We start from the raw sequence: 21,434 nt of genomic DNA, 5'->3' as shown, positions 1-21,434 counted from the left end.
GGTGGCAGCGGGGGGGCGGCCGGCAACGGCAACCTTGGCGGCGGAGGCGGTTCCGGCGGCACGAGCAACGGCGGCAACGCCGGCACCGGCATCAACGGTGGGACCGGCGGGACCGGCGGCGCGGGGGGCACGGCCGGCGCGGGCGGCGTGGCCTGAGATTGACGCCGCACCTCGACGCGAGCTTCGACCAGCTGGCCGCCACCGTCCCGGCCACCATCGGCGCCGCGGTCGCTCTTCCGGATCTGACGTATTCGTTGGGCCGATGGTCGTGCGGCGTCGCGTGGTCGACGATCAAGGTGCCGTTGGCGATCGCGGCGTTGCGCCGCGACCCCGTTCGCGCCCGGAACCTCGTCGTCAGGGCCATCACCGAATCCGACAACCCGGCATCGGAACGCCTGTGGTCGCAGCTGGGCGAGCCCGCGGACGCCGCCCGGCAGGTGCAGGCCGTCGTCAGCGAAGCCGGTGACACCGCCACCGTCGTCGAATCTCGGCGACTTCGCCCCGGGTTCACCGCGTTCGGCCAGACCCGATGGGCCCTGGCCGACCAGGCGCGCTTCGCCGCGCACCTGCCGGAACTCCGCGAAGCGGCCGGCGTCGTCGACCTCATGCGCCGACTCGTCGCCGCCCAGCGCTGGGGCCTGGCCGCCAAAGGCGTTGCCGCCAAGGGCGGCTGGGGCCCGGGAGCGGCGGACGGCTACCTGGTCCGGCAGTTCGGAGCCGTGCCAACGGATTCCGGGCACCTCGGGGTGGCGGTGGCCGCCGAGGCGGCCACCTTCGACACCGGGGTGTCCGCCCTCAACGCGGTGGCGGAATGGCTATTCGAGCGCGTGCCGCAACTAGCCCAGCAGTGACGGCACCACCGCGTCGATCAGGTGTGGCCCGGTTTCGGCGAAGGCGGCGCGCAGGGCGTCGGCGAATTCCTCGGCGGTGGTCACCCGGCGCGCGGGGACGCCCATGCCCTCGGCGATCTTGACGAAATCCAGTGCGGGGCGGGACAAGTCGAGCAGGTCGAGGGCCTTGGGCCCGGGCGACGACCCGGCGCCGACGCGTTGCAGCTCGACCCGCAGGATGTCGTAGGCGCCGTTGTCGTAGAGCACGGTGGTCACGTCGAGGTTCTCGCGCGCCTGGGTCCACAACCCCGAAATCGTGTACATCGCCGACCCGTCGGACTCCAGGCACAGCACCGGGCGATCGGGCGCGGCCACCGCCGCGCCCACCGCGGCGGGGATGGCGTAGCCGATCGCCCCGCCGGTCAGGGTCAGCCAGTCGTGTGCCGGCGCGCCCGCGGTGGCCTGCGGCAGCAGCACCCCGGAGGTGTTCGCCTCGTCGACGACGATCGCCCGCTCCGGCAGCAGGGCCCCGATCGCGTCGGCCACCGCCGCCGACGTCAGGGGCCCGGTCGGCGGCTGCGGGCGCGCGGCGGCCGCGACCGGCGCGACCGTGTCCGGCGCCAGCCGGTCGGCCAGCGCCACCAAAACGGCTGCGGCACCGCTCTGCCCCCCGAGCGCGTGCACCTCGCAGCCGGCCGGCACCAGGTCGCTGGGCATGCCCGGGTAGGCGAAGAAGGACACCGGCGACTTGGCGCCGGCGAGCAACAGATGCTTGGCGCCGTTCAGCTGGGCGGTGGCGGCCTCGGCGAAGTAGGCCAGCCGCTCGACGGCCGGGACGCCCGCGCCGCGCTCCAGCCGCGTCGGGAACGTCTCGCACAACAACCGGGCCCCGGTCGCCGCGGCGATCCGCGCCGCGGCGACCAGCCCGGGCCCGCGGGTGGCGTCGCCGCCGATCATGAGCACCGTCGGCTCGCCGGAGCGCAGCACCTCGAGCGCCGCGGCCGCCGACGCCGGGTCCGCCCCGGCCGGGGCCGCGGGCTCCGTCGCGGCGGGCTGCGCCCCGTCGGACCAGGACACGTCGGCGGGCAGAATCAGGGTCGCGATCTGCGCGCCGGACCGGCTGGCCGCGATCGCCTCGGCGGCGTCGGAGGCGACGGCGGCGGTGTCCGCGCTGCGGCGCATCCATCCCGAAACGGTGCCGGCCAGCGCGTCGATATCGGATTCCAGTGGGGCGTCGTACTTTTTGTGATAGGTGGCGTGGTCACCGACGACGACGACCATCGGCACGCGGGCGCGCCGGGCGTTGTGCAGGTTGGCCAGCCCGTTGCCAAATCCGGGGCCCAGGTGCAGCAGCACGGCGGCCGGCCGGTCGGCGATGCGCGCGTAGCCGTCGGCCGCGCCGGTGGCCACGCCCTCGAAAAGTGCCAACACACCGCGCATTTGGGGAACGGCGTCGAGCGCGGCCACGAAATGCATCTCCGAGGTGCCCGGGTTGGCGAAGCACACGTCGACGCCGCCGTCGACCAGCGTATTGATCAGGGCCTGAGCGCCGTTCACCTGTTGTCCTCCAGTCCGAAAACGCGTCGCGCGTTGTCGCGCAGGAAGTCTCGGCGGGCGTCGTCGCTGAGCCCGAGCCCGTCCAGTCCGGCCAGCGCGTGGGCCGGGGTGATCATCGGGTAGTTGGTGCCGAACAACACCTTGCGTTGCCCGGTACCGGTTTTCATGAACCTGATCAGTTCGTCCGGCAGCCTTTTGATCGTGTAGGCCGAGGTGTCGATGTAGACGTTCTCGTGTTTACGCGCGACGGCGACCATTTCCTCGGTCCACGGGTAGCCGACGTGACCGCACACGATGACCAGCTCGGGAAAGTCGAGCGCCACCTGGTCGATGTAGGGGATCGGCCGCCCGGTCTCCGATGGCCGCAGCGGGCCGGTGTGACCGACCTGCGTGCAGAACGGCACTGCCGACTCCACGCACTGGGCGAACAGCGGGTAGTAGCGGCGGTCGGTGGGCGGGGCGTTCCACAGCCAGGGCACCACCCGCAGGCCGACGAACCCCTCGCCCACCCGGCGCCGCAACTCGCGGACGGCATCCATCGGCCGGTCCAGGTCGACCGCCGCCAGCCCGGCGAACCGCTTCGGGTGCAACCGAACCCACTCGGCGACCTCGTCGTTGGACACCAGGTCCTGACCGTTGGGGCCGCGCCACGCGCTGAGCAGGCCGACGTCGACGGCGGCGGCATCCATCGCCTCGAGGGTGGCCTCGATGGGGATGTCGGCGTCGGGGATCGAATCGCCGGTCCAGCGCCGCAGGGACGCCAGCATGTCGCTGCGCAGGAATCGCAGCGTCGGATGCTGCATCCAGACGTCGATGGTCATCACCGACCAACAGTAGCCGCCGCTCAGGCGGCCAGCGCGGCGCGGGCGGCGGCGTCCGTCTGCCGCGCGTACCCGCCACCGAACAGCACCACGTGCGCCAGCAGCGGGAAGAGCTGGTGCAGCCCGATTCGGTTGCGCCACCCGGGTTTCAGCGCCCGCACCCGCTGGTAGCCGTCGAGGATGTCGTCGTAGTGCGGACAGCCGAACAGCGCGAGCATCGCCAGGTCGGTCTCGCGATGGCCGGCGTGCGCGGCCGGATCGATCAGCACCACCCCGCCGGGCGTCCACATCACGTTGCCGGACCACAGGTCGCCATGCAGCCGCGCGGGTCGGTCACCGTCGTCGTCGGAGTCGAAGTCGCCGGCGCGACAGCGCGCGATGACGGCGTCGATCGCGGCGCGGGTCGGGGCGCCGAGCCGATCCGCCGCGAGCCCGGCCATCGGCGCCAGCCGCTCCTCGGCGTAGAAATCGCCCCAGCGGCCGTGCCGGCGCAGCGACATCGGCAACGGCTGCGAGAGCGGCCCGAAGAACCCGGGCCCGTCCCAGTCGTCGGGGCCCGCGCCGTAGGCCGCGGCCCCCGCGTCGTGGGTGACGGCCAGCCGCCCGCCGAACTCACGGGCCGCCTCGGGGGTCGCGGGCGCCGAATCGAGCCGCCGCAGCGTCAGGCTGGTCGCGTCGACGGAAACGACCCGCGCGCACGGCACGCCGCCGTCGACGCCGGAAAGCCATCGCAATCCGGCCGCCTCCCACGCGAAGTAGCTGGCGGGCGCGTGCGGGTGGCGTTTGACGAAATCCGTCACACCGCTCAGGTTGTCACGTGGCTCGCATGCACGTCGTCGGCGGGGCGCGCCTCGGTCTGCTCCTTGGCCCAGCGGTAGTCGGGTTTGCCTGCGGGCGAACGCTTTACCTCGTCGACCAGCCAGAGGCTGCGCGGCACCTTGTATCCCGCGATCTCGGAGCGCACGAAGCTGTCCAGCTCCGCCAGCGATGGGCGCGCGCCCGGCCGGGGCTGCACGACGGCGGCCACGTGCTGCCCGTAGCGGGGGTCGGGCACGCCGACCACCAACGCGTCGAACACGTCGGGGTGGCCCTTCAGCGCGCCCTCGACCTCTTCGGGGTAGATCTTTTCGCCGCCGCTGTTGATCGACACCGAGCCGCGGCCCAGCATGGTGACCGTGCCGTCCTCCTCGACGACGGCCCAGTCCCCGGGGATGGCGTAGCGGACGCCGTTGATGGTCTTGAACGTTTCGGCGGTCTTCTTCTCGTCCTTGTAGTAACCGACCGGGATGTTGCCCTTCTTGGCGATGAAACCGCGCACGCCCGAGCCGGGCGTCACCTCGTTGCCGTCCTCGTCGAGCACGACGGTGCGGTGGTCGATGGTCACGCGGGGACCGCCGCTGTGCGGAGCGCCCGCGGCGACGACACTGGTGCCGCCGAAGCCGGTCTCCGACGAGCCGATCGAGTCGGTGATGACCCGGTTGGGCAGCAGCTCCAGCAGGCGCTCCTTGATGCTCGGGGAGAACAGCGCGGCGGTGCTGGCCAGCAGGAACAGCGACGACAGGTCGTAGGCCTCGCCCCTCTCCTGCGCCGCCAGCAGCGCGTCGAGCAGCGGCCGGGCCATCGCGTCGCCGGTGAAGAACAGCAGGTTCACCTTGTGCTTGTGAATGGTCCGCCACACCTCTTCGGCGTTGAATTCCGGTGCCAGCACGGTGGTTTGGCCCGAGAATATCGACATCCAGGTCGCGGATTGGGTGGCGCCGTGGATCATCGGCGGGATCGGGTAGCGGATCATCGGCGGGTTGGCGGCGGCCGCCTTGGCCAGGTCGTACTCGTCCTTGACGAATTCGCCTGTGGCGAAGTCGGTTCCGCCGAAGAGCACGCGGTAGATGTCCTCGTGGCGCCACATCACGCCCTTCGGGAAGCCGGTGGTCCCGCCGGTGTACAGGATGTAGATGTCGTCGGCGCTCCGCCCACCGAGACGCTCGCCGAAGTCGCGCTCGGGTGAGCCCTGCGCGATAGCGTCGTAAAACGAGACGCCGCCGTATCGCTGGAAGTCGTCGCGAGAGCCGTCCTCGACCACCAGCACCGTCTTGACGTTGGGGGTGTCCGGCAGCACGTTGGCGACCTTGTCCGAGTACTGGCGCTCGTGGACCAGCGCGACCATGTCGGAGTTGTCGAAAAGGTAGCGCAGCTCGCCCTCGACGTAGCGGTAGTTGACGTTGATCAGGATGGCGCCGGCCTTGACGATGCCCAGCATCGCGATGACGATCTCGATGCGGTTGCGGCAGTACAGCCCGACCTTGTCGTCCTTCTTGACCCCCTGATCGATCAGGTAGTGCGCGAGGCGGTTGGCCTTCTCCTCCAGTTGGGCGTAGGTCAGCTTCTCGTCGCCGCAGATGAGGGCGACACGGTCGGGCACGGCGTCGATGGCGTGCTCAGCGAGGTCGGCGATATTCAGGGCCACGGCCACCAAATTAGAACGTGTTACATTTCTTGACAAGCTCGCCCCCAACGTCGACCGAAAGGCGGTAGCCGTGGCCGAGACTCCAGCAAATGACCAGACCGGGTCCACCGAACCAGACGCGCTCGTCGAGCAGCGGGGTCACACCCTGATCGTCACCCTCAACCGGCCGCACGCCCGCAACGCCCTGAGCACCGAAATGATGGAGATCATGGTGCAGGCGTGGGACCGCGTCGACAACGACGACGACATCCGCTGCTGCATCCTTACCGGGGCGGGTGGCTACTTTTGCGCCGGCATGGACCTCAAGGCGGCGACCAAGAAGCCGCCGGGCGAGTCATTCAAGGACGGCAGCTACGACCCGTCGCGGATCGACGCGCTGCTCAAGGGGCGACGGCTCACCAAACCCCTGATCGCCGCCGTCGAGGGACCCGCGATCGCCGGGGGCACCGAGATCCTGCAGGGCACCGACATCCGCGTTGCCGGCGAGAGCGCCAAGTTCGGCATATCGGAGGCCAAGTGGAGCCTGTACCCGATGGGCGGTTCGGCGGTGCGGCTGGTGCGCCAGATCCCCTACACGGTCGCCTGCGACCTGCTGCTGACCGGACGACACATCAGCGCCGCCGAGGCGAAGGAGATCGGGCTGATCGGCTACCTGGTGCCCGACGGGCAGGCGCTGGCCAAGGCGCTCGAGATCGCGGAGCTCATCGAGAACAACGGGCCCCTGGCCGTGCAGGCGATCCTGCGGGCGATCCGCGAGACCGAGGGCATGCACGAGAACGAGGCCTTCAAGATCGACACCCAGATCGGCATCCAGGTGTTCCTGTCCGACGACGCCAAGGAAGGCCCGCGGGCGTTCGCCGAGAAGCGCAAGCCGCAGTTCAAGAACCGCTAGCCTCCCCTCTGCCCCCACTGCGCCGAACGTGCACGTTTGCCGAGCGTGAAGCTGTTGCGATTTTTTCGCCGTTTTTTCGCAACCGTTTCACGTTCGGTGAAGTGTCGGTCCTCCCCGGCACACTCCCGCGCATGGGAGAGCCGTTTTTGGGTAGCGAGGCCGTCGCGTCCGGTCGTGTGACACCGTACGCCTTGCGCAGCAGGTTCGTGACAGTCCACCGCGACGTCTACATACCCCGTGGCACCGAGATCACTGCTGTGCTGCGCGCCGAGGCGGCATGGCTGTGGTCGCGGCGGCGCGGCGTCATCGCCGGTCGCTACGCCTCGGCGCTACACGGCGCCAAATGGGTTGACGCGCACGCACCCGCCGAACTCATTTACCGGAATCGGCACGCGCCCAAAACAATCCGCATCTGGGCCGATCGCATCGAGCACGACGAGATCGCGATACGCCGCGGGATGCCGGTGACGACGCCGGCGCGCACCGCCCTCGACCTGGCGTCCCGGTATCTCCTCGACGAAGCGGTCGCGCTGATCGATGCGCTCGCCCGAGCGACCCACCTCAAGATGGCCGACGTGGAGCTACTTGCAGAGCGCTATAGGGGACGCCGAGGCGTCCGCAGAGCGCTGCGCGCCCTGGATCTCGTCGATCCAGGCGCCCAGTCACCCCGCGAAACCTGGCTGCGGCTGCTGGTCATCGAGGCCGGTTACCCGCCGCCGCAGACCCAGATACCGGTCTACGGCAAATACGGGGAGATCGTCGCCGTCGTCGACATGGGTTGGGAAGACGTCAAAATCGCGCTCGAGTACGAGGGTGTCCATCACTGGACCGATCCCCGCCAAATCCGCCGGGATGTCGAGCGCTACGAAGCGCTACCCGAACTCGGTTGGATCACGATCAGGGTCACGGCCGGTGATACGCCGGGCGGCATTTTGGCGCGGCTGGCAACGGCCTGGGCCCGCCGAAAGTGAAACTGTTGCGAATCTTCCGCCAATTTTTCGCAACAGTTTCACGCTCGGCGCAAAGCTGCGCGAAGGGTCAGGAGAGCGGCGCGCCCGGCGTGAACGCCACCGGCATCTTCTCCAGCCCGGACACGAAATTGGCCGGGCGCAGCGGCAGGGCGGCGTCCGACGCCAGCCGCATGTCCGGAAGGCGCTGCAGCAGGCGCGTCTGCATGATCGACAGCTCGAGCCGGGCGAGCTGGTTGCCCAGGCAGAAGTGCGTCCCGAAACCGAACGCGAGGTGGTTGTTCGGGTAGCGCCCGATGTTGAAGCTCTCCGGGTCGTCGAAGACCTTCTCGTCGAAGTTCGCCGACTCGAACAGCAGGATCATCTTTTCACCCTGGCGCAGCGGCGTGCCGTGGAACTCGGTGTCGGCGGTGACGGTGCGGGCCATGTTCTTCACCGGGGCGGTCCAGCGCAGCATCTCTTCGATCGCGTTGGGCAGCAGCTTGAGGTCGGCCGCGAGGCGCCGGTGCTGGTCGGGGTGCAGCAGCAGCTGGCGCGTGCCGCCGGACAGCGTGTGGCGCGTGGTCTCGTCGCCGCCGATCAGCAGCAGCAGCACCTCGGTGACGATCTGGTGGTCCTCGAGCCGCGATCCCTCGACCTCCGCATGCACCAGGACGCTGACCAGGTCGTCGGTGGGCTCGGACTTGCGGGCCGTGATCATGCCCATCATGTACTCGGTGTAGGCGGCGAAGGCGTCCATGGTGACCTGCATGTCCTCCTGCGCCGCCGTGCTGCTCAGGGAGCTGACCAGGTCGTCGGACCACTTGAGGAACATCTCGCGTTCGGTGGGACGCACGCCGAGCATGTCGCCGATGACCGCCATCGGCAGGGGCGCGGCCAGGTCCCAGACGAAGTCACACTCGCCCCGTTCGCACACCGCGTCGATCAGCGTGTCGCACAGCGCCGTGATCTTGGATTCCAGGTCCTTGACGCGCTTGCGGGTGAAACCGGAGTTGACGAGCTTGCGACGCAACAGGTGTTGCGGGTCGTCCATCTCGATCATCATCTCGACGCCCGGTTGGTCGGGACGGATGCCGCCGGCGTTGGAGAACAGCTCGGGGTTGCGCTCGGCGTCGATCACCGACTGGTACGTCGACGCCGCGGCCAGCCCGTTGCGGTCGCGGAAGACCGGCTCGTTCTCCCGCATCCACCGGTAGACGGACCGCGAATCCCCCGCGTAGAAGGTGCCGTCGGTCAGGTCGACGTCGGGTCTGGTCGTTGAAGTCGTTGAAGGCACCGTCATGGGATCTCCTGGGCGTCGCCGAATGACATTTGGACGTTCTCGGCAGAGCTCGACAATAGCGCGCGCTTCGGAAGGCCAAGCGACGCCAGCTCTTTCGCGTAGGGGTGGTCGCCCAATCGGAGACGCACGCCGCCGAACCGCGTGCGCACCCCCTCCAGCGTGTGCTCGAAGCCGGTCTCGCGGGTGACCCCGTCGCGGTGCGAATACGAGCGCTGCGCCTGGGTGCGCGGGGTCAGGCTGAACGGCAGGCCCCGGCGAAATTCCATGTCGGCCACCAGTTGTCCGTCCACACTGATGTCGAAGCCGAACCGGCGCCCCTCGCGAACGTTGAAGTCCGCCATGACTTTCGGGTAGCCCCAGATCTTGGTGCCGGCCTCCAGCGTGAACGCCTGGTCGACGGGCAGGTGGTGGATGAAGGCGCCGGCGGACTGCAGCGCCCGGGGCCCGCTGGCGTCCGACCCTGGGGGATTGACCATCACGCTCGTGCCGAACTCGTGGTACTGGCCCAGGTCGCCGTCGAGGTAGTGCATCAACATCAGGACCACGATCGCGCGCCCCGGCAGGTAGCGGCAGACCCGCAGGCCGCTGTAGTCGATCAGCCGCTGCGCGGCGTTGGCGTCGACCGAGAACATCGCCATGTGCTGGTTTGCCCTGCGGATCTTCACCGGCATCGTGAGTACCGTGCCCGCGATGGTGTGCTGCGAGGCTGTCATCGGGCCAATCTAGAACGCGTTCTACTGGTCCGGCAAGGGCCTGCGGGACCCCGCTAGACCAGCGCGGCCACCTCGCGTAGCTGCTCGGTATTGCGGCCGCTGATCATCATCATGGTGACGCCGGCCGCCGCCCAGACCTCGATCTGCTTACGCACGTAGTCGACGTCGCCGACGATCGCCGCGTCGTCGACGAGCTCGTCGGGGATGACCTGGGCGGCCTTGTCCTTCTGGTTGCTGCGGAAGAGCTTGGTGACGTCGTCGACGACCTCGGCGTAGCCCATCCGGCGGTAGACGTCGGCGTGGAAGTTGGTGTCCTCGGCGCCCATGCCGCCCATGTAGAGGGCCAGGTAGGGCTTCATGGCCGCGAAGGCGGCGGCGCGGTCGTCGGTGATGACGATGTTGGCCGTCGCGCAGATCTCGAAGTCCTCGCGGCTGCGCCGGGCGCCCGGGCGGGCGAAGCCCTCGTCGAGCCACTCGTTGTACATGTCGGCCAGCCGCGGCGTGTAGAAGATCGGCAGCCAGCCGTCGCAGATCTCGGCGGCCAGTGCGACGTTCTTGGGCCCCTCGGCGCCCAGCATGATCGGGATGTCGGCGCGCAGCGGGTGGGTGATCGGCTTGAGCGGCTTGCCGAGCCCGGTGGTCCCGGGGCCCGTCACCGGCAGCGGGTAATGCGGCCCGTCGCTGGTGACCGGTTTTTCGCGGGCCCACACCTGCCGCAGAATGTCGATGTACTCGCGCGTGCGCGCCAGCGGCTTGGGAAACGGCTGGCCGTACCAGCCCTCGACCACCTGGGGACCGGAGACGCCGAGCCCGAGGATGTGGCGGCCGCCGGACAGGTGGTCGAGCGTCAGCGCCGCCATCGCGCACGCCGTCGGCGTCCGCGCGGACAGCTGGACCACCGACGTGCCCAACCGCACCCGCGAGGTCGACGACCCGTACCAGGCCAGCGGCGTGTACGCGTCCGATCCCCACGCCTCGGCGGTGAACACGGCATCGAAGCCGGCGTCCTCGGCCGCGGCGACGAGTTCCGCCGCGTTCTGCGGCGGTTGAGCGCCCCAATACCCCAGCTGCAGCCCCAGCTTCATAGCCTCTACCCTTCCGGCCGACCCAGTGTTGAAACCGTTCTTAGAACCTGTTCTACTCGATGGCGTGACAGCCAGCTCGAGCAGCCCGACCTTGACCGATCACCCCGAGCCACCACTCTCCGCGCCACTGACGTTGTCATTCGACTACACCCGTTCGGTGGGACCCACGCTCAGTAAGTTCTTCACCGCGTTGCGTGAGCGCCGCATCCTCGGGGTGCGCGGATCGGATGGCCGGGTGCATGTCCCGCCGGCGGAATATGACCCGGTTACCTATGAGCCGCTGGGCGAGATGGTACCGGTGGCCAGCGTGGGCACGGTCGCGTCCTGGACGTGGCAGCCCGAACCGCTGGAGGGTCAGCCACTGGACCGGCCCTTCGCCTGGGCGCTGATCAAGCTCGACGGCGCCGACACCCTGCTGCTGCACGCGGTGGATGCGGGCGGGCCGGAGGCGATCAGCGCCGGGGCCCGGGTGCACGCGCACTGGGCCGACGAGCCGGTGGGCGCCATCACCGACATCGCCTACTTTGCCCTCGGCGAGGAAGCGGAACCGGAGGGTCAGCCGAGCGACCAGGACCCGGTCACCATGATCGTCACGCCGGTCTCGCTGACGATCCAGCACAGCGCCTCGCACGAGGAGAGCGCGTATCTGCGGGCCATCGCCGAGGGCAGGCTGCTGGGCGCCAAGACACGAAGCGAAAACGGGCAAGAGGGCAAGGTGTACTTCCCGCCCCACGGCGCCGACCCCGCGACCGGCCTGCCGACCACCGACTTCGTCGAGCTGCCCGACAAGGGCACGGTGACGACGTTCGCGATCATCAACATCCCGTTCCAGGGTCAGCGCATCAAACCGCCCTACGTGGCGGCCTACGTGCTGCTCGACGGCGCGGACATCCCGTTTTTGCACCTGGTCGCCGACATCGACGCGCACGAGGTGCGGATGGGCATGCGGGTCGAGGCGGTGTGGAAGCCCCGCGAGGAGTGGGGATTTGGCATCGACAACATCGAGTACTTCCGGCCGACCGGCGAACCCGACGCCGACTACGACACCTACAAGCACCACCTGTAAAGGGCCTACCTACACATGAGCGCTCGCAACGTCGCGGTGGTGGGCTTCGCCCACGCCCCGCATGTCCGCCGTACCGACGGCACCACCAACGGCGTCGAAATGCTGATGCCGTGCTTCGCCCAGCTCTACCAGGACCTGAACATCACCAAGGCCGACATCGGCTTCTGGTGCTCCGGCTCCTCCGATTACCTTGCCGGACGGGCGTTTTCGTTCATCTCCGCGATCGACTCGATCGGCGCCGTCCCGCCGATCAACGAGTCGCACGTCGAGATGGACGCGGCCTGGGCGCTGTACGAGGCCTACATCAAGATCCTGACCGGCGAGGTGGACACCGCGCTGGTGTACGGCTTCGGCAAGTCCTCGGCGGGGGTCCTTCGCCGGGTCCTGTCGCGGCAGACCGACCCGTACACGGTCGCCCCGCTGTGGCCGGACTCGGTGTCCATGGCCGGATTGCAGGCGCGCATCGGGCTGGACAGCGGCAAGTGGACGGAGCTGCAGATGGCGCGGGTCGCGTTCGACTCGTTCGCGAACGCCAAACGGGTCGACTCCGTGGAGCCCCCGGTCAGCCTCGACGAACTGCTCGAGCGGCCGTTCTTCGCCGACCCGCTGCGCCGCCACGACATCGCCCCGATCACCGACGGGGCCGCCGCGATCGTCCTGGCGGCCGACGATCGCGCGCGCGAGTTGCGCGAAAATCCGGCCTGGATCACCGGCATCGAACACCGCATCGACTCTCCGTCGCTGGGCGTTCGCGACCTCACCGAGTCGCCGTCGACCAAGGCGGCGGCCCACGCGGCCACCGGCGGCAAGACCCACAACCTCGACGTCGCCGAGATTTGCGCGCCGTTCACCCACCAGCACCTCATCCTCGCTGAGGCGATCAGGATACCGGGAAAGACGAAGGTCAATCCGTCCGGCGGCGCGCTGGCGGCCAACCCGATGTTCACCGCCGGCCTGGAGCGGATCGGCTTTGCGGCACAACACATCTGGAACGGTTCGGCCGAGCGGGTGCTGGCGCACGCCACCAGCGGCCCCGCCCTGCAGCAGAACCTGGTCGCGGTCATGGAAGGAAAGAACTGATGGCCGGTGCAGGGGCAAACCTCGCCGCGGTGCTGGGTACCGGGCAGACGAAGTACGTCGCCAAACGCAAGGACGTGTCGATGAACGGCCTGGTGCGCGAGGCGATCGACCGGGCACTCGCCGACTCCGGTTCCACCTTCGACGACATCGACGCCGTCGTGGTGGGCAAGGCGCCGGACTTCTTCGAGGGCGTCATGATGCCCGAGCTGTTCATGGCCGACGCCATGGGCGCCACCGGCAAGCCGCTGATCCGCGTGCACACCGCGGGTTCGGTCGGCGGATCCACCGCGGTGGTGGCCGCCAGCCTGGTGCAGTCGGGCAAGTACCGGCGCGTGCTGGCGATGGCCTGGGAAAAGCAGTCGGAATCAAACGCCATGTGGGCGTTGTCGATTCCGATCCCGTTCATCAAGCCGGTCGGCGCCGGGGCGGGCGGGTATTTCGCCCCCCACGTGCGCTCGTACATCCGCCGCTCCGGTGCGCCGACGAACATCGGCGCCATGGTCGCGGTCAAGGACCGGCTCAACGGCGCCAAAAACCCGCTGGCGCACCTGCATCAGCCCGACATAACGCTGGAGAAGGTGATGCAGTCGCCGATGCTGTGGGACCCGATCCGCTACGACGAGACCTGCCCGTCGTCCGATGGCGCCGCCGCGGTCGTGATCGGCAACGAGGAGGCCGCCGAAGCCTGGTTGGCCCAAGGCAATCCGGTCGCCTGGATCCACGCCACCGCCCTGCGCACGGAGCCGCTGCAGTTCTCCGGGCGTGACCAGGTCAGTCCGCAGGCGGGGCGTGACGCGGCCGCCGCGCTGTGGAAGGCGGCCGGCATCACCAGCCCGATCGACGAGATCGACGCCGCCGAGATCTACGTTCCGTTCTCGTGGTTCGAGCCGATGTGGTTGGAAAACCTGGGGTTTGCCCCCGAGGGCGAGGGCTGGAAGCTCACCGAAGCCGGCGAGACCAGGATCGGCGGTCGGCTGCCGGTGAACCCGTCGGGCGGCGTGCTGTCGTCGAACCCGATCGGCGCGTCGGGCCTGATCCGCTTCGCCGAGGCGGCGATCCAGGTGATGGGCAAGGGCGGGGATCACCAGGTCCCGGGTGCGCGAAAGGCTTTGGGGCACGCCTACGGTGGCGGCTCGCAGTACTACTCGATGTGGGTCGTCGGTGCCGATAAGCCGGCCCACCCCGGAAAGGGCTGACCATGCACCCCGCGCACGAGGCCGGCCGCCGCTCCCGCGAGGCGGTGATCGCCAGGGACAAGGACGCCTGGGTTGCGGTCTTCGCCGACGACGCCATCGTCGAGGACCCCATCGGGCCGTCGGCGTTCGATCCCGAGGGCAAGGGGCACCGCGGGCGCGCCGCGATCGCCGCCTTCTGGGACAAGGCCATCGCCCCCACGACGAAGATCGAGTTCGTCTTCCGCGACACCTACCAGTGCGGCAACGAGGAAGCCAACGTCGGGCACATCCTCATCACGACCGGCGACTACCAGATCACCGCGGAGGGCGTGTTCACCTACAAGGCCGACGACGAAGGCAAACTCGTTGCCCTGCGCGCGTATTGGGAGATGGACCGCGCGACCGCGTCCGTCAAGAAGGTGTCGGGCTAGCCTAGATCTGCTCCAGCCCGGCCAGGTGACGCTGCGCCAGGTCGCGGTAGGCCTGCGGGTTGACGTTGACCCACATCTCCGCGCCGGTTCCGGCGACCGGGCCCTTGACCTGCGCGGGCGATCCGACCGCCAGCATCCCGGCCGGGATCTGGGTCCCGGCCAGCACCAAAGACCCGGCGGCGACCAGGCTGCGCGCGCCGATCACCGCCCCGTCCAGGACCGTGGCGTGGTTGGCGATCAGGGCCTCGGGGCCGACGTGCACGCCGTGGATGACGCACAGGTGCGCCACCGTCGCCCCGGGGCCGATGTCCACGGGGATGCCCGGCGGCGCGTGCAGCACCGATCCGTCCTGCACGTTGGCGCCCTCCCGCACCACGATCGGCCCATAGTCGCCGCGCAGGACGGCGTTGAACCACACCGACGCGCCCGCCTCCACGGTGACGTCGCCGATCAGGGTCGCGGTCGGGGCGACGAACGCGGTGGGGTCGATGCGCGGCGAGCGGCCTTCGAAAGCAAACAGCGGCATCGTCTAGATATACCTCAGTGCCCCGATCCGGCGGTCCGACCAGCCTTCATTGCGCCACCCCGGCCCAAAACTGTAACGTGTTCTAGTTAGAAAGACTTGGAGGTGACAGGGTGACTACGGACACCAAGGCGGTCGGCATCCGGGAGATCGATCCGGGCGCCTTGCCGACCAGGTACGCCCGGGGCTGGCACTGCCTGGGCGTCGCGAAGGACTTCCAGGACGGCAAACCGCACGCCATCCAGGCCTTCGGGACCAAGCTGGTGGTTTTCGCCGATTCCCACGGCGATCTGAAGGTGCTCGACGGCTACTGCCGGCACATGGGCGGCGACCTGTCGATGGGCACCATCAAGGGCGACGAGGTCGCCTGCCCGTTCCACGACTGGCGCTGGGGCGGCGACGGGCGCTGCAAGCTGGTCCCGTACGCCAAGCGCACGCCCAAGACGGCGCGCACCCGGTCCTGGACGACCGACGTCCGCGGGGGCCTGCTGTTCGTGTGGCACGACCACGAGAACAACCCGCCGGACCCCGCGGTCAGGATCCCCGAGATCCCCGAGGCCCACAGCGACGAGTGGACCGACTGGCGGTGGAACAGCATCCTCATCGAGGGATCCAACTGCCGCGACATCATCGACAACGTCACCGACATGGCGCACTTCTTCTACATCCATTTCGGGTTGCCGACGTACTTCAAGAACGTCTTCGAGGGCCACATCGCCTCGCAGTACCTGCACAACGTGGGCCGGCCCGACGTGAACGACCTCGGAACCTCCTACGGCGAAGCACATTTGGACTCCGAAGCGTCCTACTTCGGCCCGTCGTTCATGATCAACTGGCTGCACAACAGCTACGGCGGCTACAAGGCCGAGTCGATCCTGATCAACTGCCACTACCCGGTCACCCAGGACTCGTTCGTGCTGCAGTGGGGAGTCATCGTCGAAAAGCCCAAGGGCATGGACGACGAGATGACCGACAAGCTGTCGCGGGTGTTCACCGAGGGCGTCAGCAAGGGCTTCCTGCAGGACGTCGAGATCTGGAAGCACAAGACGCGCATCGACAATCCGCTGCTCGTCGAGGAGGACGGCGCCGTTTACCAGCTGCGCCGGTGGTATCAGCAGTTCTACGTGGATGTGGCCGACGTGGCCCCTGAGATGGTGGAGCGCTTCGAGATCGAGGTGGACACCACCCGCGCGAACGAGTATTGGAACGCCGAGGTCGAGGCGAACCTCAAAGCCAAGGACGCCGAATCGGTGTGATGGCCGAGGAGCAGCCGCCGGTTCCCGACGTCGATCGGCTCGCCCGGTCGATGCTGCTGCTGCACGGTGACCATCACGACCACGAGGATGCGCCCGCGTCCGACGGGGGCTCCGGATCCTGGCAGAAATCAAGGGATTTCACCGACGACCCGCAACGCGCCGCCGACGTGGCCGAAGCCAGCCGCGCGGAGCGCGAGCGCTACCTCACCTCGGGCCTGCTGCCGGTGGACTGCCGGTTCTGTCACGTCACGGTGACGGTCCGCAGGCTCGGTCCCGGCCACACCGCGGTTCAGTGGAACACCGAAGCCTGGGAGCGGTGCGCGCACTTCGCCGCGGTGCGCGAGTCCGGCGGTGACACCGCGCGGGTCAAGTCCTGCCCGAAGCTGACCGACAGCATCGAGCACGCGGTTGCGGAAGGGTACCTGGATCACCCGGACGACTGAGGTCAGTCGCCCCGCGGCCGGTGGGACCCAATTGGCGGCCGCCGATCACAGCCCGGCGAACCGCTCCTTGACCGCTTCCTCGGTCAACCCGTAATCGACCAGCGAATAGGTGTGTTTGGGCGCGCGCTCGCCGGACTGGCTTTCGGCATGGGCCTTTTCCATGGCGGCCCGCGCCTCGTCGGTCAGCGTGAGGCCGAAGTGGCGGTAGATGGCGGCCACCGTGCCCATCGGGTCGGCGATGAGGTCGCGGTAGTCGACGTCGTAGAACTGGGCCGGGTCGTATTTGGCGCGCGCCGTGTTGAACCGCTCCAGCCCGCGCGACCAGGTTTCCATTGAGTCGGCGCCGATTTGGGCGCCGACGAACGTCGTCGACCAGCCCTCCGAGGTGTGCTGCGCCAGCGAGCACATCGAGGCCATGATGGTTTCCACGGGCCGGTGGGTCTGGATCACCAGCGCGTCGGGATAGGTCGCCATCAGCGCGTCCAGCGCGAACAGGTGGCTGGGGTTCTTCAGCACCCACCGCTTGTCGGCGTCGTTGAGCCCGATCAGCTGGAGGTTCTTGCGGTGCCGGTTGTACGACGGCGTCCAGTCCTGCTGCGACAACCACTTCGAGTACGTGGGCAGGTGCGACAGCGTCTCGTAGGACACCGAATGCAGCGACTGCCGCAGCAGCTGCCAGCATTCCTCGAGCTCGTATGCGGCCATGAAATGCAGGCCCGTGTAGCCGGGGTTCTCTTGGTGGTGCCGCGTGAATTGCTCGTCGAGCCGGCGGTACAACGGGTTTGAGTCCCAGGTTTCACGGGGCGGGCGCGGCTGCGGGAACTCGGCGAGCCACATGTGCAGACCCTGATGCGCCGGGTCGGCGCCGAGCAGCCGGTGCAGCGCCGTGGTTCCGGTGCGCACCAGCCCGGTGACGAAGATCGGCCGCTCGATCGCCACGTCGGCGTGCTGCGGGTATTGCTTCCAAGCGGATTCGGACAGCAGCCGGGCCACCAGCGCGCCGCGCAGGAAGAAGCGATTCATCTTGCTGCCCAACACCGTCAGGCCCGCGTCACGCCGGTAGGAGTCCAGCAGCACGTCCAGCGCCTCGCGGTAGTTGTCGTCGTCGGCGCCGAAGTCGTCGAGCCCGGTCAGCTTGGTGGCCGATGCGTGCAGCTCCTCGGCGGTGGCAATATCTGTCCGATCGGTGCCCCGGTCCATTTACGTGTGGTACTCCCCGCAGTTGACGTCCAGCGTCTGCCCGGTGATGCCGCTGGACAGGTCGCTGGCCAGGAAGAGAATCGCCGAAGCCACCTCGTCCTCGGTGGGCAGCCGCTTGAGGTCGGAGTTCGCGGCGGTGGCCGCATAGATCTGGTCCACGGTCGTGCCGTACTTGCCCGCCTGGTGTTCGAAATAGGCCTGCAACGTATCGCCCCAGATATAGCCGGGTGCAACGGAATTCACGCGAATTCCCTTTTCGCCCAGCTCGGTGGCCAGCGACTGCGACATCGCCAGCAGGGCCGACTTGGCCATCTTGTAGGCGCCGTACTTGGCCTGCGAATGCCGCAACACCATGGAGTTGACGTTGACGATGGATCCCGACGACTCCTCCAGCGCGGGAGTGAACGCCTGGATCAGGCGCAACGCACCCAGGGCGCTGAGCTCGATCGCGTCACGGATGTGCTGAAATGACGTGCCGGCCAACGGTTTCATCGACGGCACCCGGAACGCGTTGTTGATCAGCGCGTCAACCTTGCCGTACGTCGCCATGGTGGTCTCGACGAGGTAGGCCACCTCCTCGTCCTCGGTGATGTCGGCGCGCACCGCCAGCGCCTTGTGCCCGGTGTCGTTGATCTGCTTGGCGATGGCTTCCAGCCGATCGAGGCTGCGGGCCGCCAGCACCAGGTCGGCTCCGTCGCGCGCGCACCGCTGCGCCAGCGTGGTGCCCAGCCCGGGCCCGACACCACTGATCACGACCACCTTCCGCTTGAGCATCCCCAATGTCGTCATCCCAGCATCCTGGCCGCGATTTGTCGTTGGCGCAACGCGATTCGCTCGCGCCACTTGTCCTCGGAGATCTTGTTGTGCTCGAAGTACGGCAGCGCGCCGGGCACCGCGTCGAAGTCGACGAGTTCCACCGTGGGCCCGTCGGCCTCGGTGAGTTCACGGGACACCCGCTGCCACCGGAACTGCAGGAAGCCCCGCCGATGACCGAGCGTCTCCACCCAGTTGGTCACGCCCGGGTTCTGGTCGGCCACCACGATGCGGACCTTGCCGTCCGGATCCGCCTGTGCCTGCGTGTTGTTCAGCGACGTCTGGTGGTTGATGTAGTCCAGCGAGATGTACCACAGGCTGCCCAGCTGGAACCCGAGATAGGGGGCGTCCGAGACCGGGATCGTGATCACCAGCGCCTGATCCGGTCGCAGGTCGAAGTGCCCGGCCGACGAGTACTGCGTCGCCAGCCCGCCGGGGGTCAACCGGGGCGCGACCATGGTGTTGACCGGGATGTCCAGATAGAACCACTGCGGGAACTGCAGCCACGTCTTGACGCGGTTCACCAGCTGCTTACCCGCTGTGGTGTAACGCTTTTCGATCGTCTGACGGGTCGGCGGCGGCGGCGCGGTGCCCGCGGTGTCCGACCGGGAGATGGTCAGCGTGCCGCGCTGGGCCGACCAGTCGCCGTACACCTCGCGGATCACCAGTTGGCCCGGGCTGGTCGGCGTCACCCGCCACTCGAAGCTGCCGTCGGGCGCGATGTCGAGCTCACGGTCGTCGAAGGCGGCCTGGCTGGCGGGCACGTTGTCGTCGGTGTACTCGCCACCGAGCAGCTGGAAGCTCAGGTCGGTGGTGGTGCCGCGCCTGCCGGCGACGACGTACTCGTGGCCGGGCTGGACCCGGGTGCCGAAGTAGAGGGTGTCGGGGTTGTCGAGCCCCATCTTGGTGAACGGCCCGGTGCCGGACTGCAGAAACGGATGGTCGCGCTCGTAGTCGAAGGCCAGGTGCGTGCAGGCCGCGATGCAGCCGGCCAGATATTGCAGCCCTTCGAGCAGGTCGGCTTCGGTCTCGATGAACGGCGCGGCGGCGACCAGTTGTTCGGCCTCGGCGATCGCCTGGGTGAGCGGGCCGGAAAAGGAGTTTGCGGGCACGCCTAGACGCTAGAACGTGTTCTACTTTTTAGTCAATGGCGAACGTTCCCGCGCGTCCGCCGCGGTGTTCGGCGACGAGGCCGAGTCATCACGGCACGCACTGCTGGGACAGGTCGATCAGGTGCTGCCGCACATCCGGGTGCCGATTCAGGTAGGCGATGACGTCGCCGCCGTCGCCCTCCGCCTGCGACTTGGCCTGCAGCTGCTGATGCAGGTCGGGATGCCGCTGCAAATACGAGTCGATGGACTGACCCACGGTCTGATTGCACCCCGGATCCGCGGCGGCCACGGGCAGCGAGATCAGCGCCGCGGCCGCGGCGCCTAACAGACCGCCGGCGACCATCCCAAACAGGCCGCGACCCCCCAATACGTCTTTCACAGTCATCGGATTGCTCCTTCGAACAGGTTGCAATCCACACTACCCGGCGGCGGCGGCCCAAAAACGGGTCCGCCAACGAGGCGGGTTAGTTCGCCCGGGCTTCCCGCTCCGGCTCTTCGAGGGGTGTCGCCACGGCCAGCCGCTCCCCGGAGCCGCGCGATTCCCCGGCCTCGGCGGCGGCCCTGGCCTCGATCTCCGACACCTGGGCGGCCGGTCCGGCCGCGGTCGATGTCGTGGCGAGGGGCGTGGCAGCCGTGGGTATCGCGACTTCCTCGGCCTCGGGCGCCACGGGCTCCGCAGGCGGTGGCGTCGCCGCCGCCGGTTCCTTCGCCGCCGGGGCCTGGGGCGCCCCGGCCGTGCCGGTGGACCCCGAGGCACCGCCCGCCGCTGCCGCCATCGTCATCGCCGCCATGCCACCGACCCCGATGAAACCGGGATTTATGCCACCGACGTTCGCGGCGGCGGCGACGCCGCCGGCGCCCGCGCTTCCCGCGTCGAGACCCGTGCCGCCTCCGGCTGCGCCCGCGGGCGCGAGTCCGGCGTCGGCACCGCCGGCGACGGGGGCGGTGCCGGCGTAGCCGCCGTCCAGCGTTCCGCCACCGCCGGCCACACCACCGGCGGCCACACCACCGGCGCCTCCGGCGCTCCCGCCGCCGTCGCCGCCGGTTCCGCCAACCGCGCCCGCGGTACCGGCGCCCGCAGCGCCGACGCCCGCGGCGCCCGTGCCGGCGGGGCCGGCGGCGCCACCGCCCGCCGCGTTCGCGGCGGCGCCGATGGCGCCCGCGCCCGGGATGCTGGGAATGGGCGGCAGGCTGGCCTGCCCGGCGAGCAGCTGCCCGGCCGCGGCCGACGCCCCGCCGTGATAGCCCACCATCGCAGACACGTCCTGGGCCCACATCTCAAGGTATTGGAACTCGGTTTCCGCGATCGCCGGCCAGTTCTGGCCGAACAGGTTGGACATCACCAGCTGCACGAGCCCATTGCGATTCGCGTCCACCTGCAACGGGTGCACCGTGGCGGAAAGCGCCGACTCGAACGCGCTTGCCACCGCCTGGGCCTGGGCCGCCGCGCTGGACGCCTGCGTCGCCGCCGCGCTCAACCACCCGGCGTACGGGGCCGCGGCCGCCGCCATCGCCTGGGCCGCCGCGCCCTGCCAGGCCTGGCTCGCCAGCGTCGAGGTGACCGAAGCGAACGACTCGGCCGCGGCACCCAACTCGGCCGCCAGCCCGTTCCAGGCCGTCGCGGCCTGAAGCATCGGGGCCGAACCCGCACCCGCGTACATCAGCAGCGAGTTGATCTCGGGCGGCAACGTCAAGAAGCTCATCGGATCCCCTAGCGGCGCAT

At 69.0% G+C, this 21,434-nt stretch carries 21 protein-coding genes and 1 pseudogene; 9 read left to right on the top strand and 13 right to left on the bottom strand.

The annotated features are described in order from the left end of the window. Positions 1-152 precede the first annotated feature (152 nt). Positions 153-851, top strand: a complete 699-nt coding sequence (locus BST11_RS16895; protein ID WP_083139078.1) for a serine hydrolase — start codon at positions 153-155, stop codon at positions 849-851. On the opposite strand, the gene BST11_RS16890 is transcribed toward BST11_RS16895, so the two are convergent. Genes BST11_RS16890 through BST11_RS16875 form a run of 4 tightly spaced genes read right to left on the bottom strand, consistent with a single transcriptional unit; the run spans position 837 to position 5,678 of the window. Then, entirely contained in the window at positions 837-2,387 is a 1,551-nt protein-coding gene (locus BST11_RS16890; RefSeq protein WP_083139077.1) for an acetolactate synthase large subunit, read from the bottom strand. The two genes, BST11_RS16895 and BST11_RS16890, sit on opposite strands and share 15 nt — an antisense overlap. Continuing rightward, positions 2,384-3,208, bottom strand: coding sequence for an amidohydrolase family protein (locus BST11_RS16885; RefSeq protein ID WP_083139076.1), 825 nt, complete (start codon positions 3,206-3,208; stop codon positions 2,384-2,386). The genes BST11_RS16890 and BST11_RS16885 overlap by 4 nt, the downstream gene beginning before the upstream one ends. 23 nt (positions 3,209-3,231) lie before the next feature. After that, positions 3,232-4,008, bottom strand: a complete 777-nt coding sequence (locus BST11_RS16880) for a fructosamine kinase family protein (protein ID WP_083139075.1) — start codon at positions 4,006-4,008, stop codon at positions 3,232-3,234. Positions 4,009-4,013: 5 nt separating this feature from the next. After that, on the bottom strand, positions 4,014-5,678 hold the full coding sequence (locus tag BST11_RS16875; RefSeq protein ID WP_083139083.1) for an acyl-CoA synthetase: 1,665 nt from the start codon (positions 5,676-5,678) through the stop codon (positions 4,014-4,016). Between the two features lie 64 nt (positions 5,679-5,742). Between BST11_RS16875 and BST11_RS16870 the strand changes: the two genes are divergently transcribed. Continuing rightward, positions 5,743-6,564 carry a crotonase/enoyl-CoA hydratase family protein gene (locus BST11_RS16870; protein WP_083139074.1) on the top strand — a complete coding sequence of 274 codons (822 nt, stop codon included), beginning with the start codon at positions 5,743-5,745 and terminating at the stop codon, positions 6,562-6,564. Between the two features lie 131 nt (positions 6,565-6,695). Next, positions 6,696-7,535, top strand: coding sequence for a hypothetical protein (locus BST11_RS16865; protein ID WP_083139073.1), 840 nt, complete (start codon positions 6,696-6,698; stop codon positions 7,533-7,535). A gap of 67 nt (positions 7,536-7,602) precedes the next feature. On the opposite strand, the gene BST11_RS16860 is transcribed toward BST11_RS16865, so the two are convergent. From BST11_RS16860 to BST11_RS16850, 3 genes are read right to left on the bottom strand one after another with little or no spacing between them, the layout of a single operon-like run. After that, complete coding sequence (locus BST11_RS16860; RefSeq protein ID WP_083139072.1) at positions 7,603-8,814, bottom strand: cytochrome P450; 1,212 nt, start codon at positions 8,812-8,814, stop codon at positions 7,603-7,605. Continuing rightward, positions 8,811-9,527: an acetoacetate decarboxylase family protein gene (locus BST11_RS16855; RefSeq protein ID WP_083139071.1), complete on the bottom strand. Its 717-nt coding sequence runs from the start codon at positions 9,525-9,527 to the stop codon at positions 8,811-8,813. The genes BST11_RS16860 and BST11_RS16855 overlap by 4 nt, the downstream gene beginning before the upstream one ends. 53 nt (positions 9,528-9,580) lie before the next feature. Continuing rightward, positions 9,581-10,612 carry an LLM class F420-dependent oxidoreductase gene (locus tag BST11_RS16850; RefSeq protein ID WP_083139070.1) on the bottom strand — a complete coding sequence of 344 codons (1,032 nt, stop codon included), beginning with the start codon at positions 10,610-10,612 and terminating at the stop codon, positions 9,581-9,583. Positions 10,613-10,676: 64 nt separating this feature from the next. Here BST11_RS16850 and BST11_RS16845 point away from each other — a divergent pair, with 64 nt between their 5' ends. The 4 genes from BST11_RS16845 to BST11_RS16830 are packed head-to-tail and all read left to right on the top strand — an operon-like array spanning position 10,677 to position 14,364. Beyond that, a complete protein-coding gene (locus BST11_RS16845) occupies positions 10,677-11,678 on the top strand; it encodes a Zn-ribbon domain-containing OB-fold protein (protein ID WP_083139069.1) in 1,002 nt (333 codons plus the stop codon). 15 nt (positions 11,679-11,693) lie between these two features. Beyond that, positions 11,694-12,758, top strand: coding sequence for a thiolase domain-containing protein (locus BST11_RS16840; protein WP_083139068.1), 1,065 nt, complete (start codon positions 11,694-11,696; stop codon positions 12,756-12,758). Further along, positions 12,758-13,954, top strand: coding sequence for a thiolase domain-containing protein (locus tag BST11_RS16835; RefSeq protein WP_083139067.1), 1,197 nt, complete (start codon positions 12,758-12,760; stop codon positions 13,952-13,954). The genes BST11_RS16840 and BST11_RS16835 overlap by 1 nt, the downstream gene beginning before the upstream one ends. A gap of 2 nt (positions 13,955-13,956) precedes the next feature. Then, positions 13,957-14,364, top strand: coding sequence for a nuclear transport factor 2 family protein (locus BST11_RS16830; RefSeq protein ID WP_083139066.1), 408 nt, complete (start codon positions 13,957-13,959; stop codon positions 14,362-14,364). 1 nt (position 14,365) lies between these two features. Here BST11_RS16830 and BST11_RS16825 read toward each other — a convergent pair whose 3' ends face one another. Beyond that, the gene (locus BST11_RS16825) at positions 14,366-14,890 is read right to left on the bottom strand and encodes a gamma carbonic anhydrase family protein (protein ID WP_083139065.1); all 525 of its coding nucleotides are present in this window, start codon (positions 14,888-14,890) and stop codon (positions 14,366-14,368) included. A gap of 110 nt (positions 14,891-15,000) precedes the next feature. Here BST11_RS16825 and BST11_RS16820 point away from each other — a divergent pair, with 110 nt between their 5' ends. Further along, positions 15,001-16,143, top strand: a complete 1,143-nt coding sequence (locus tag BST11_RS16820; protein ID WP_083139064.1) for a 3-ketosteroid-9-alpha-monooxygenase, oxygenase component — start codon at positions 15,001-15,003, stop codon at positions 16,141-16,143. Beyond that, on the top strand, positions 16,143-16,586 hold the full coding sequence (locus BST11_RS16815; RefSeq protein ID WP_083139063.1) for a hypothetical protein: 444 nt from the start codon (positions 16,143-16,145) through the stop codon (positions 16,584-16,586). Before BST11_RS16820 ends, BST11_RS16815 begins: the two co-directional genes overlap by 1 nt. A gap of 45 nt (positions 16,587-16,631) precedes the next feature. On the opposite strand, the gene BST11_RS16810 is transcribed toward BST11_RS16815, so the two are convergent. The 5 genes and pseudogenes from BST11_RS16810 to BST11_RS28595 form a co-directional block, all read right to left on the bottom strand. Beyond that, positions 16,632-17,786 (bottom strand): sulfotransferase family protein, encoded by a 1,155-nt coding sequence (locus BST11_RS16810; RefSeq protein WP_083139062.1) that lies wholly within the window; start codon positions 17,784-17,786, stop codon positions 16,632-16,634. Next, the gene (locus BST11_RS16805; protein ID WP_083139061.1) at positions 17,787-18,575 is read right to left on the bottom strand and encodes an SDR family oxidoreductase; all 789 of its coding nucleotides are present in this window, start codon (positions 18,573-18,575) and stop codon (positions 17,787-17,789) included. It abuts the gene before it with no gap. Then, positions 18,572-19,711: a hypothetical protein gene (locus tag BST11_RS16800; protein WP_083139060.1), complete on the bottom strand. Its 1,140-nt coding sequence runs from the start codon at positions 19,709-19,711 to the stop codon at positions 18,572-18,574. Before BST11_RS16800 ends, BST11_RS16805 begins: the two co-directional genes overlap by 4 nt. 88 nt (positions 19,712-19,799) lie before the next feature. After that, positions 19,800-20,096, bottom strand: coding sequence for a hypothetical protein (locus tag BST11_RS16795; RefSeq protein WP_083139059.1), 297 nt, complete (start codon positions 20,094-20,096; stop codon positions 19,800-19,802). 586 nt (positions 20,097-20,682) lie between these two features. After that, positions 20,683-21,414, bottom strand: a pseudogene (locus tag BST11_RS28595) (PPE family protein); the annotation flags it as partial. Between the last annotated feature and the right edge of the window lie 20 nt (positions 21,415-21,434).

This window comes from Mycobacterium alsense (genome assembly GCF_002086635.1).
GTDB lineage: Bacteria > Actinomycetota > Actinomycetes > Mycobacteriales > Mycobacteriaceae > Mycobacterium > Mycobacterium alsense.
This window is presented reverse-complemented; position numbering and strand designations above follow the sequence as displayed.